This window comes from Mucilaginibacter sp. SJ, from assembly GCF_028993635.1.
Lineage (GTDB): Bacteria > Bacteroidota > Bacteroidia > Sphingobacteriales > Sphingobacteriaceae > Mucilaginibacter.
On record NZ_CP118631.1, the window covers coordinates 6,445,057 to 6,457,729 of the forward strand.

Annotated in this window: 11 protein-coding genes and 1 pseudogene; 4 read left to right on the forward strand and 8 right to left on the reverse strand. The window is 42.1% G+C overall.

From position 1 onward, the window contains the following. Window positions 1–394: 394 nt before the first annotated feature. The 4 genes and pseudogenes from MusilaSJ_RS26355 to MusilaSJ_RS26370 all read right to left on the reverse strand — a co-directional run bounded on the left by MusilaSJ_RS26355 (window position 395) and on the right by MusilaSJ_RS26370 (window position 4,385). On the reverse strand, window positions 395–1,264 hold the full coding sequence (locus tag MusilaSJ_RS26355) for an HAD-IIA family hydrolase (protein WP_188832750.1): 870 nt from the start codon (window positions 1,262–1,264) through the stop codon (window positions 395–397). A gap of 51 nt (window positions 1,265–1,315) precedes the next feature. Continuing rightward, window positions 1,316–2,353 carry a hypothetical protein gene (locus tag MusilaSJ_RS26360; protein WP_274987736.1) on the reverse strand — a complete coding sequence of 346 codons (1,038 nt, stop codon included), beginning with the start codon at window positions 2,351–2,353 and terminating at the stop codon, window positions 1,316–1,318. A 184-nt stretch (window positions 2,354–2,537) separates the two neighbouring features. After that, window positions 2,538–2,924, reverse strand: a pseudogene (locus tag MusilaSJ_RS26365) (GxxExxY protein). A gap of 102 nt (window positions 2,925–3,026) precedes the next feature. Further along, window positions 3,027–4,385, reverse strand: coding sequence for a glutamine synthetase family protein (locus MusilaSJ_RS26370; RefSeq protein WP_274987737.1), 1,359 nt, complete (start codon window positions 4,383–4,385; stop codon window positions 3,027–3,029). Window positions 4,386–4,501: 116 nt separating this feature from the next. On the opposite strand from MusilaSJ_RS26370, the gene MusilaSJ_RS26375 reads away from it, so the two are divergent. Further along, on the forward strand, window positions 4,502–4,948 hold the full coding sequence (locus MusilaSJ_RS26375; RefSeq protein WP_274987738.1) for a gamma-glutamylcyclotransferase family protein: 447 nt from the start codon (window positions 4,502–4,504) through the stop codon (window positions 4,946–4,948). Window positions 4,949–5,080: 132 nt separating this feature from the next. Here MusilaSJ_RS26375 and MusilaSJ_RS26380 read toward each other — a convergent pair whose 3' ends face one another. From MusilaSJ_RS26380 to MusilaSJ_RS26390, 3 genes are all read right to left on the reverse strand, one after another. After that, window positions 5,081–6,091, reverse strand: a complete 1,011-nt coding sequence (locus MusilaSJ_RS26380) for a glutamine synthetase beta-grasp domain-containing protein (RefSeq protein ID WP_274987739.1) — start codon at window positions 6,089–6,091, stop codon at window positions 5,081–5,083. Window positions 6,092–6,427: 336 nt separating this feature from the next. Next, complete coding sequence (locus tag MusilaSJ_RS26385; RefSeq protein ID WP_274987740.1) at window positions 6,428–7,942, reverse strand: hypothetical protein; 1,515 nt, start codon at window positions 7,940–7,942, stop codon at window positions 6,428–6,430. 20 nt (window positions 7,943–7,962) lie between these two features. Further along, window positions 7,963–8,688, reverse strand: a complete 726-nt coding sequence (locus MusilaSJ_RS26390; RefSeq protein WP_274987741.1) for an RluA family pseudouridine synthase — start codon at window positions 8,686–8,688, stop codon at window positions 7,963–7,965. A gap of 275 nt (window positions 8,689–8,963) precedes the next feature. On the opposite strand from MusilaSJ_RS26390, the gene MusilaSJ_RS26395 reads away from it, so the two are divergent. Further along, on the forward strand, window positions 8,964–9,407 hold the full coding sequence (locus MusilaSJ_RS26395) for a KTSC domain-containing protein (protein ID WP_274987742.1): 444 nt from the start codon (window positions 8,964–8,966) through the stop codon (window positions 9,405–9,407). Window positions 9,408–9,412: 5 nt separating this feature from the next. On the opposite strand, the gene MusilaSJ_RS26400 is transcribed toward MusilaSJ_RS26395, so the two are convergent. Beyond that, a complete protein-coding gene (locus tag MusilaSJ_RS26400) occupies window positions 9,413–10,003 on the reverse strand; it encodes a nucleotidyltransferase family protein (RefSeq protein ID WP_274987743.1) in 591 nt (196 codons plus the stop codon). Window positions 10,004–10,438: 435 nt separating this feature from the next. On the opposite strand from MusilaSJ_RS26400, the gene moaA reads away from it, so the two are divergent. Continuing rightward, window positions 10,439–11,428: a GTP 3',8-cyclase MoaA gene (gene moaA / locus MusilaSJ_RS26405; RefSeq protein WP_274987744.1), complete on the forward strand. Its 990-nt coding sequence runs from the start codon at window positions 10,439–10,441 to the stop codon at window positions 11,426–11,428. A gap of 19 nt (window positions 11,429–11,447) precedes the next feature. Then, window positions 11,448–12,641: a molybdopterin molybdotransferase MoeA gene (locus MusilaSJ_RS26410; protein WP_274987745.1), complete on the forward strand. Its 1,194-nt coding sequence runs from the start codon at window positions 11,448–11,450 to the stop codon at window positions 12,639–12,641. The last annotated feature ends 32 nt before the right edge of the window (window positions 12,642–12,673 follow it).

Consider the following 12,673-nt stretch of genomic DNA (forward strand, 5'->3'; position numbering starts at 1 on the left):
ACGGGCTGCAATTATTTTGCCCCGATTCGCACACAATGCCTCCGCTTCTGCAAAAACTTGCTATGCCCCTGCAGCCGCACCGCCCAGCATCGTTCTGCTCGTTTTCACCCGAAGCTGATCTGCTGCGAAAAACCACTTTTTTTATCTTGTCATGGGTAGCGTGTCGAAGTATGGCGGGCAGGCCTCTGCGCACGAGTCTTCGACAGTCTGCCATTGGCAAATCTGCAAGGTGTTGATTATCAGACTCCAAAAATGTCATCTGCAATGCGATCATTTGTGCGCAAATAAACCCCTACTCAGACTGACAGGCCCTCTTTGTCATCTAACCTTCAGAGTACATGGATTTAATCACTCAGGATGACAACCCTACATCAAAGGCCGAAAAACAGTGAAATTAAAACCCCAATCCTCCAGCCTCCACCACTGCCGAATCGCAGATATAAGTTGGCACAATGCCGGTGGCGGTGATACGGTTTTCGGCGTCTTTGGCCTGGGTATTACCGGATAGTACCAATACGGTATCCAAACCAAATTTATTACCGCCCAAAATGTCTGTTTGCAGGGTATCGCCTACCATCACAATATCCCTTTTACTGATCGGCCTGCGCTCGCGGAGCAGATCGTAGGCAAACATGAACATCTGCGAATCAGGCTTACCGAAACGAATGAACTCTTTGCCTACAATTTTCTCTATCATACTGGCTAAACCGCCTATGGCTATGGATACATCATGTTTGGTTAGGGGGTAGGCATGATCGGTATTAGCTACAATGGCCGGAATGGTGCGCTTACGCATGAGGTTAACTGATTTGTTCAGATCACGGCCCCAGTCAAAACCTTCGTCATCTAAAAAAACCAGCGCGTTAACCCTGTCAATATTGCTTTCGTTTACTTCGCTGATAGGCAATGTATGCAGCCCCGAGCTGTCAATGTAATGGGCAGAATCGGGCGTACCTAAATAAGCTACGATACCGTCGTTCACCTTCAGGTCAAGATATTCTTTGGTAAGCATGCCCGATGATATGATCCTGTCGGGTGTTATGGCTGTCAATCCTTTGGTGGTATAGGATTCGGCTAATTGCACCGGGCTTCGTGAAGCATCATTGGTTACAATATAATATTCCTTACCTTGTTCTGCCAGGTAAGAAAACGTGCGCTCAATGCCCGGAAGCAGGCCGCCATAATTTTTCAGAACCCCAAAAGCATCAAAAAAAACAACTTCGTATTTATCAATTATCGATTTAAAGTTGTCTATCCTGGTCATACTTATCTGTTTTTAGGGCTTTTTATAAAATCAGCCCGAAAGATAGCTAACCTATTTTAATTTTAAAGCTTCGATGATCTTTTCGGCATCAAAATCCCTGTCTACCGACGGCAAATAGATGTCGAAAGCCTCAGCCTGTAGTTTTTTGGCATATTGCTCGCTAAAAAAGTGCTTGCCATCTTTAATTACGTAGTTCAGGATGAAAAATCGATAGGCTTCCTTTAAAAATCGAATTTCATCGGCAGTAAGCGGGTTAACTTTATGGTATTCTTTTAAAAAAATGATGAATCGGTCTTCCATCATGGTATTGATCACGTAGCTGAACACGGTACGGTCGCCTATATCAGAAACTACGCGACTGAAGAAATAAAAATCGAGCAAGCGGTAACTCATCCTGAACCAGTCATAATCCCAGCGTGAGTAAAGTTCAAGATCAGGTGTTACCGAAAAGTTGCCGATATTCCAGTCGATAAATACAGGAATGATCTCGAACGAGCTCATATTGTATTTGGAGCGGTTTTTCAAAAAGGTTTCGCAGTGGTATTTTAGAAAGTCGGCCTGCATACCGGTGCCAAATTGTTTTGGGCTGGTCTCGATTTGTTGCTGCAACGCCCAGATATCGGTGCGTAAAGTCTTTGACGATTTAGGCAACACATTTTTAACCCTGGAGCAGGCTTTATGGAATTTGCCAACCTGCTGACCAAGCTTTTTAATATGATTTTCATCCAGCCGACGTGGCAGACGTTGTAAAATACGTGTTGGGTTATAGAAAACCACCCAGGCATCGGTTTTGCCGTGTTTATGATGATAAATGTAAACGCGGTTGTTTTTTTGTAAAGAACGGGCCAGGAAATTCTCAAAGGGATAAAGCAGGTTAATTGCCAGCGTTTGAATAATGCGGTGGTCTTCCTTAAAGTGCTCGAACTTGCCAAAGTACGAGAGTTTGGCTATGATAATATCGTCGTCATCAAACGTAATGCGGTACACGTGATTGGTTGAAACCATAGCGCTGATATCTTCAATATCGCGGATAGTTTTTGACGCGTCATACCCTTCCCAGGCCTTGCGGATAATAAAAGAATAGTCCATTTGTATATATCTGCCGGCAAAGTTACGCCAATGGCAGCATTCGGTTTATAATTAAGAGTGTAAATATATTATTAATTTCTGAACCGGGATTTGGAGGGATTTTTAGGAATTAAAGGATTTTGACTTACAGTGTATTGTTTGAACCGGAATTAAACGGATTGATTTGATTTTTGGGATTTTGACTTTAGGGTTTATATTTCTTGTTTAATAGTCGCTTTACTGTTAATGATTTACTACCGAAATTTAACAATAGCCCAACTTCAATATTGTAAGCTTCCAGGTAGTTTATTCCTTGTGCCAAATGAACGTCCTCCAGTTAGATGATGGCTTTCAATTCCACCATGATCATTCCGGATACAAAGAAATCAACTCTACGCGTCCCGATTTGAAGATCCCGGTAATAGATTGGCATCTCCTTCTCCCGTTCAAAAACAAGCCCATTTAATGCCATCCCAATTTCCAAAGCCTTCTGGTAAATAACCTCCTGAAAGCCGTTACCCAAAGTGCTATGAACCTGCATAGCACAGCCAATTATTTTACCTGTTACATCAGTGTGTTTAAATTGATCCATTAGATTTTAAAATAAAGGTAAAATGAGTGTAAACGTAAACTTCGACGTTAAGCAAAAAAAAATCCTGTAAATCCGAAAAATCTCCCCAAATCCGGGTTCAGGTTATATAATCTCAAAATACCTTTTCAACTCCCAGTCGGTAACGCTTTTGGCAAACTGGCGGTATTCCCACAGCCGGGTTTGGGTAAAGTGATCAACAAAACCTTCGCCGAAGAGCTCTTTGGCAATGTCTGAGTTTTGCATGGCTGTGGCGGCAGCATGCAGGTTTGGCCATAGTATGCCATTACTTTTGTCCTGGTAACCATTGCCTGTTGTTGGCTCAATATTTAGCTCAAGCTTGTTTTTAATACCGTACAGGCCCGAAGCCAGCGCTGCAGCCATGGCCAGGTATGGGTTGGTATCAGCGCCCGGGATGCGGGTTTCCAGGCGGGTATAGTTTTCGGTGGTATTGATAACACGTAGCGCGGTAGTACGGTTTTCAACACCCCATGTTATGGTGGTGGGAGCCCAGGCTCCTTCAACAAGGCGTTTGTAGCTGTTGATGGTTGGCGCGTACATAGGCAGCAAATGCGGCATGCAGTATAGTTGGCCTGCAAGATAATGCTTATGCAGGTCGCTCATTTTGTTTACATCGTTAGCGTCGTAAAACAGATTTTTTGATTGGTCTTTAGTCCAAAGGCTTTGATGGATGTGACCGCTGCAGCCGGGCAGGGTTTCAGTCCATTTGGCCATGAACGATGCCATGATACCGTGTTTATAGGCTATCTCTTTAACGGCGGTTTTAAACAGGGTTGCTTTATCTGCGGCAGCTAAAACTTCATCATGCAATATAGCAGCTTCATATACTCCCGGGCCAGTTTCGGTATGCAGGCCCTCAATAGGGATATTGAATTTGGTAAGCAGGTTAAACAGATCATAATAAAAATCACTGTTTTCTGATGTTCGCAGTATAGAATAGCCGAACATGCCCGGTGTAAGCGGTTCAATATTGGTGAACTTTTTATCAGCAAGGGTTTGCGGTGTTTCTTTAAAATTAAACCATTCAAACTCCTGCGCAAATTCGGCATGATAGCCCATAGCTTCACACTCGGCCTTGATATGTTTGAGAAGGCTACGAGGGCAAGCCGGCAGATCATTGCCGTCGGGTTTGCTGAAATCAGCTAAAAAGAAGGGGATATCACCCTGCCAGGGCACATTACGCAGGGTTGACAGATCGATACGGCAAAGCTTATCCGGATAGCCACTTTGCCAGCCGGTTAATTGCACGTTATCATAACAAGCATCGCCGCTATCCCAGCCAAATACCACGTCGCAAAAGCCATAGCCACTTTGTAATCCATCAATAAATTTTTTAGGGTGGATCACCTTACCGCGCAAAATGCCATCAATATCGGCAAAGGCGAATTTTATTTTCTGGATCTTATTCTGTTCTATATACGCTTTGATCTCTTCTGTGTTCATGGTATAAAAGTATGGCCGGTTAAGGTGCAGCAAGATAGCTATTATGGCTTAAACTATAAAAAAATAGCCTGTGCGTGTATAATACGCAATAGCGTTTACCTTTGTTTGAGTTATTTATGGAAACAACAAATCAATTTTTATTTGTTTATGGCACATTGCTGCAGCCAGGTAACGAGTTTGCAGCGTACCTGAATAAACACTGCAAATTTATAGGTGACGGAAAAATAAAAGGGCGGCTTTTTGATATTGGCGAGTATCCCGGCGCTGTGGTCGGTAATGCTGAAGAACGTTACATTTACGGCAGCATTTTTATGATGGATGATCCCGAAATTATATTAAACGTAATTGACGATTATGAAGGTATCGGTGGGTTATACCAACATCCGCATGAATATATAAGAAAAGAAGTAGGGATCCATACCGCTAACGAGATACTAAATTGCTGGATGTATCTTTATAATTTACCTGTACTGATCTACAATGAGGTTACCACAGGTGATTATATTCAATATTTGAAAGATATATCTGCCAAAAATAATGCTGCTAAACAGCCATTTAAATAAAAGTTGAATGTAAATATTATAAAGCTAATGCTTTGATGGAAGAACTATATGTAGTTGACAAACGGATTGTAGAAAAAAAATCCCCTGGTTTATAAAACCAGGGGATAAAAATAATAACTATTTATTAGGGGATTAAATCTTAGCTGATTTTACAGTTTTGATGATCACAGCTGCAACTTTGTATGGATCGGCAGCTGAGTTAGGACGACGATCTTCCAGGTAACCGCTCCAGTTGTGGTCAACAGCATACAGAGGGATACGGATAGAAGCACCGCGGTCAGATACACCATAGCTAAAGTCATTGATTGAAGCTGTTTCGTGTTTACCGGTTAAGCGCTGATCGTTATCGGCACCGTATACAGCAACACACTCAGCAACTGCAGGGCGGAAAGATTCGCAGATAGCTGTGAAAATTTCTTTGCTGTTTGCAGTACGTAAAGTAGTGTTTGAGAAGTTAGCGTGCATACCTGAACCATTCCAGTCTAATTTACCTAATGGTTTGCAATGCCAGTTAACAGCAACTCCGTATTTTTCACCAATTCTTTCCAATAAGTAACGTGCAACCCAGATCTGGTCACCAGCTTCTTTAGCACCTTTTGCAAAGATCTGGAATTCCCACTGACCGGCAGCAACCTCAGCGTTGATACCTTCAACGTTTAAGCCTGCTTCTAAACATACGTCTAAGTGTTCTTCAACAATTTCGCGGCCGAAAGCGTTGTTTGCACCTACTGAACAGTAGTAAGGGCCTTGCGGACCAGGGTAGCCACCTGCAGGGAAACCAAGTGGTTTGTTTGTTGCAGGATCCCACAGGAAGTATTCCTGCTCAAAACCGAACCAGAAATCATTATCATCATCAGCGATGGTAGCACGGCCGTTTGATTCATGTGGTTTGCCATCGGCACTTAATACTTCGCACATTACTAAGTAAGCGCTTTTTCTTTGCGGATCTGGAACAACAAAAACTGGCTTTAAGATACAATCAGATGAACCACCTGGTGCCTGCTCAGTTGAAGAACCATCAAAGCTCCAGTTTTCTAAATCTTCTACTTTACCGCTAAATTCTTTAACGATTTTTGTTTTGCTGCGCAGGCTCTGTGTTGGTTTATAGCCATCAAGCCAAATGTACTCGAGTTTTGTTGCCATTTTTTAATTAATTTGTAAAGTTGGGGTTCTAATTATAGTTTTTGTATTAATCTCAATAATTATTAAGGCGAATTTAAATTATTTTTACAAAATTCATTACAAATGTTAAGAAATTTTGTATTTTTTTTCAATAACATGTTAATTATAGCTGTAAACCTGTAAAAAAGAATCTGTAAAGCTGCGTTTTTAACAATTTTATATTTTCGTAAATAAATGAGGGTTGTTTTTTATCAATAATGCAAATGAGCTTGTACAGGACGGCTCTGCAGGCGCAATACAAGCAGATTAACTTACCCCTCCCGGTAAGCCTAAAATGAAGATTATTGTTCCAGGAACTTAGTCGCTTAATTTTTCGGAGATGTTCTTAATAGCGTCGTCGAGCCTGGTGGCCGAATCATAAAGATGCTTTTCAACCTGTAAAAACTCCTCTTTTTTGTCTTTGCTTTCGCTCATCAGCTCAACAAGGCCTAATATATTGGTAAGATGTTTACGCACCTCATGCGAGTTGATAAATGCCAGTTCGCTTTTTTTGGTATCGTATAATAATTTTTCGTAGTGCCGTTTTTGCCTTGCACTCCGGTATAAAAGGGCTATAACGGCAAACATGAAAACCGTAGTAATGCTGATGAGGATCAAAATAAGGCGTTCGCGCCTGTACTTTTCGGCAGTATCGGTAAACGAGGTTTCAATTTTATCAATTTTTATTTGCGCCGATACATTGCCCACCTGTGTAGTATTATTAAGGCTTTCTTCTGATTGTTTTAATGCAAGGTCAAAATTCTCAACAGCCAGTTCGTAATCGCCCCTGTCGCGGGCTATTTTCCCAAGCAATTGATAAAGGTGGTGCTTTATTTCGGGGTGATGATCAGAATATGGAAGCGCAAGCAACTGGTTAGCTATAAAGCTTGCCGAATCCGGCTGCCCGTTCAGGTAAAAAGCATCGGCCAGGTTTTGTTTCTCAACATCGTTGGGCACATACTTTTTGTCACTTTGAAGGCTTTTGATCTGTGTTATCGCTTTGTTATACTCATGTTTTAACAATGATATATAATAGGCCGTACGATATTGGTAGCTGAATAGTTTATAACTTTTGTTGTTTGGCCCCATTAAATCATCATGACATCGCTGCAACGAGTCAAGGTTTTTCATCCTGAAAAAATTTTCGGCCTTGTTATAGCTTATTATCGTATAAAGCCTGTCATCCCTAATCTTATTTTCTTCCTTGATATGAAAGGCCTGGTTAAGATAATACAACGATTGGGTATACAGGTTGAGTTTGTAGTACAGGTCGGAGATATTAATGTTCAGAAATACCTGCAATAGCGGGTCATTAAGTTTTAAAGCTTGTTTTTGAGCCAGGCCGTAACTGTATATAGCGCCTATAGGGTTGCCTTTATCTGTTTGAATAAAAGCAAGATGGCTGATAAACGAATAAAGCAAAAAGTCGGCTTTATTCTTTGAGGCCTGGTTAATGGCTTTAACCATAGCACTTTCAGCTTCGGGGAGCTTTAAAAAGCGTTTCTGAATAATACTTTCAATAAAGTATTTTAAAGCTTCCTTGTCGCCCACATCGTATTTATCAAGCTCTTTATAAACTTCATTTTTACCCTGCGGGATAGTATTTTCAGGCCCCTGCTGAAAACGGAGCTTAATATAATTAACCAGTTTTTTATCCTGAAGGTCCCTGTTCTGGATCTTTAAAAAATGAACAAGACTATCTTCGGGAAGATATATATAAGGATCGGCTTTTGAATAGCTCGCACCAGATATTACCAGCAAAATACAGTAGAGGAATTTTTTTAAGCTACGCGGCATGGAGCATAAAAATACGTTGGCGTATGTTAATTTCAAACACTTAATACCATTTAATTTTAACTGTCAAACTTGTCAAGCAGCTTCAAAAGCGTTTCAAAGTCTTTAGGATATGGAGCATGAATGGTAACTTCCGTTTCGGCATTGATACGAAATGTTACTTCGTAGGCATGCAGGGCAAAGCGCTTCATAATGGGCAACTCTTCCTGATCTTTACCCAAATGGTATTTGCGCTTTATTTTGGAGAGGAAAACAGGTTCGCCCTTATACATCTCATCGCCTGCTATAGAGGCCCTTTGTGTAGCCAGGTGGATCCTGATCTGGTGCATACGGCCTGTAACCGGACGGCATTCAACTAAAGTATAATGTTTATAATACTTTAACGACTGAAACCAGGTTTCGGCACGCTTGCCTTCCTGTCTGCTGATGGTTACACTGCCCTTGCCAACATTTAATATAGGCAAATCAACAAGCAGGTTATCAAAAGTATGTGTGCCGTCAATAACGGCGTGGTATACTTTTTTAACCTTACGTTTTTCAAACTGAATGGAAACCGACCGGTAAGCCTCGGGATTTTTTGCAAAAATAAGCGCGCCGGATGTTTCTTTATCAAGGCGGTGGCAAATCTGCGCATCGTCCCAATAAGCCTTAGCCAGCCTTAACATGCTGATCTCGCTGCTTCCTTCGCCCCGTTCATCAAGTGAACTTATAAAAGGCGGTTTGTTCACAACAATAACGTCGTCGTTCTCAAACAGTATCAGATTGGCAAATTTGGGAAACTTCATAGCCCGCAAAAATACGGTTTATAATTTAAACAGCTACCACCGTATTTCATTCATTTGTACTGCTGAATTAAAGCTGCAAACAGGGTAGGGAGTTAAGTTGAATGTTAATAAAGTTTTAGCTAATATTTACTCCATATCATCATCGTTCAATAAATAAAACTCTCTGTTTTTCCTCGTTAAAAAAGCGTACCTTCGCGCCGTTATTTTCATGGTGGTGCTGAACGTGTTTTTACCTGTAATCCCTTCATCGACAATAAAAAAGAAATAAATAAACAATGAAAAAAATTGGCGACTACAGGAAACTCCTGAACGTGACCGAAAATGCAGAGTTAAGCGAGTTACGTTCGGTTTATAAAAGCATGATGAAAACCTGGCATCCCGACAGGTTCCAGGACGACAGCAGGGCAGAGGCAGAAGAGAGGAGTAAAACAATTATTGAAGCGTATCATTTTTTGGTAAGCATTGCCCCTGAAACCCGTGCTCAAACATTGCCTGATTATACAGCTACCACTACATTATCAAACATAGCCGATTTTGAGTATAAACAACAGGTACTGAAAGTTACTTTCCTTGATGGTAATGTGTATGAATATTTTGGTGTGCCTAAAGCGGTTTATATCAAACTGATCAATGCTGATTCGCCCGGCCGATTTGCCCGCAGGCATATTTTTAATGAGTTTGTATATCGCAGCGTAAATAAACTGGTTGCTTCGGCTTAACTATCTTATCCTACCTGGTTAAGCCTTTCTAAATCATCGGCAGTGTCAATGTCAATAGCTCCCAGCGGAAAAGGGAGTATGAAAACGTCGTCGGTATGTGCTTCAATGATTTTTTTGGCACCTTCAATGCTTTGCAGGCCAAGCAGTTCGGGGAAATATTTTAAATCAAACAAAGCGGGCGCGCCCAAAACATCACGATAGCCGCAGGCAATAATACCGCAGTCATTAACTTCCTTTTTTTCCATTAATTGTGATATCAGGAATGAATCAACAAATGGCTGATCGCAAAGCATCAGGATAATTGAAGTTATGCGGGGTTCAAGCCGCAAAATTTCGGCTACACCAACTTTTATTGACGAGCCCATTCCCTCCTCCCAGCGCGGATTGTGAATGACGTCTACAAGCTGTTCATCTATATTAGGACGGATTAATTGTTCATTGGCCCCTAACACCACAATAACTTTTTCGCAATGCAGGCAGGTAAGTGCGGTTTGAATTGCCCGCTGTAAAAGGGTTTTACCCTGGTAAATTTGATTTTGCTTGGGCGAGCCAAAACGATTTGATGCGCCTGCTGCCAGAATAATAATCCCTGTCATTTTTTATAACTGTTACATTAGATGTTGGTATGACTGTTGTTGTAATGCCTGGTTAATGATCATGCATTACCATTTTATAGCTTCCGCTCCTGCGTTTTATGTTTGTTCAGGTTCAGGGGGCTTCCTTTTTATAAATTCTTTTGGGGCGGATGCTTGCCTTAATACGGTAATAATTTAATTAAAGTTTTAGTTAGATCTGTTCATTTATAACAATTTGATTTTTTGTGTTTTATGTGTGTGTTACGAAAGGAGTATAACCCGGTTAAGCTTTTGTAATTTTTTTTGAGACCGGATATATCATTGAGGAAGGAAATAAAAATACATTTCGCAAACATCTCCAAGCGTGGTAATGCTTATTTTTACAATGGCCATGCATAAACTTAAAGATGTAATGGCTGTTAATTAATTAAATTTACAGGATAAAAAAGCTATAGTTTGTTAACAGATAATCATGGACGGAAGATCAGCTACATGCGCCTCGCGGTGACAGACAGGTGCAACCTGCGCTGTTTTTACTGTATGCCCGAGGATGGCTTGCACTGGCTTTCACGTGCCGAGCTCATGACCTATGAGGAAATGCTGCGCAGCTGCAGTTTGCTGGTAAAAATGGGTATCGAAAAAATCCGTATTACGGGGGGCGAGCCCTTTGTACGCAAAGATATTATGCATTTGCTCACAGCTATATCCAGGCTGGATGGCTTGAAAGAGCTGGGCCTTACAACTAACGGCGTACTAACAGCGCCTTATGTGCCCGAATTAAAAAAGATAGGTGTACGGTCAATAAACCTGAGTCTGGATACGCTGGATGCCAACCGCTTTTTTGCCATTACCCGCCGCGACGAATTTGCCAGTGTGATGGCAGCCTTAGATGCCATGCTGAGCCATGATATGGAAGTAAAGATCAATGCCGTGGTGATGGATGGCAAAAATATACAGGATATTATCCCGCTGGTTGAATTGGCTAAAGAGCTGCCGGTAAGTGTCAGGTTTATAGAAGAAATGCCTTTTAACGGCGATGGCCATGTGTACGATGGATTACATTGGGATTACCTTCGCATTTTAGATGAGATAAAAAGCAAATATCCGCAAATAAAGAAACTGGATGACCCGGCTTATTCTACTTCATACAATTATCAGGTCCCGGGGCATAAAGGTACAGTTGGTATTATAGCCGCTTATTCGCGTACATTTTGCGGCAGCTGTAACCGGATCCGCATAACACCCCAGGGTGAGTTAAAAACCTGTTTGTATGATGATGGCGTACTCAATTTAAAAGATCTGATGCGCGCGGGAGCTTCTGATGAAGCATTAGAGAGTGCCTTGTTAACCGCTTTTAGCCACCGCCCGGCAGATGGCTGGGAAGCCGAGCGGGCACGGGTAGCCAAAACCGGCATCCACGAGTCAATGGCCACTATTGGCGGATAGTTTTAAAACTACATATATTATGACAACGGTTGAGGAAGCTGAAAAACTGGTACTTGCGCAAATTAGGGATTATGGCACCCAAAGCCTCCCGTTTGAACAGGCTCTCGGTTATGCCCTGGCCGAAGACCTGAAGGCCGACCGCGACCTCCCCCCCTTTAACCGGGTAACCATCGACGGTATCGCTATAAGATATGAAGCTATTGAAAGCGGGGTCAATATTTTCCGGATCAAAGCTACCCAGGCAGCCGGTGACGAGCCGGTTCAGATCAATAGCGCCGAGGAATGCATCGAGATTATGACCGGTGCTGTATTACCTGCTTCGGTTGATACAGTGATCCGTTATGAGGATGTGGAGATCATCGCCGGGTCGGCGAGTGTACACACCCGCGACATAAAAAAAGGGCAGAACCTGCATTTGCAGGGCCTTGATAAAAAACAACATGATGTTATATCAACGGCAGGACAGGTGGTAAGCCCCGCTATCATTAGTGTGGCGGCATCAGTAGGTAAAACCCACCTGCTTGTTAAAAAAATGCCGCGGGTGGTGGTAGTTTCGTCAGGCGATGAATTAGTTGACGTGTATGAAACGCCGCTGCCGTACCAGATCCGCAAATCAAACAGCTATATGGTAAAAGCCGTTTTAAAACAACATGGTACCGATGCTGATATTTTGCATATCCCTGATGAGCCAGCTGTTACCAAAGAAAAGATCCAATACTGTTTGCAAAACTATGATGTACTGCTGCTGAGTGGTGGTATTTCGATGGGGAAGTTTGATTATATCCCCCGGGCGCTTGAGGAATTAAAGGTTGAAAAGTTGTTTCATAAAGTAGCCCAGCGGCCCGGCAAACCCTTTTGGTTTGGCAGGCATAATAACGGTGCATTGGTGTTTGCCTTTCCGGGTAACCCGGTAGCCACATTTATGTGCCTGCACCGTTACTTTTTAACATGGCTTAATACAGCACTGGGCTTGCCCGCAAAAGCCGCCACATATGCGGTATTAGGGAAAGATTTTACATTTCAGCCGGCATTGCAATATTATCTGCAGGTAAAGTTGGAAAGTAACGGGCAGGGTCAATTGATAGCTACACCCGTTGAGGGAAATGGTTCGGGCGATTTTGCTAACTTAGCAGATACCGAAGCTTTTTTAGAACTTCCGCCTGAAAAGAATAATTTTAAAGCAGGAGAGGTGTTTAAGGTTTGGAGGTTTTAGTTTTTGGGATTTCACCGATTTTCTTTGTTGAT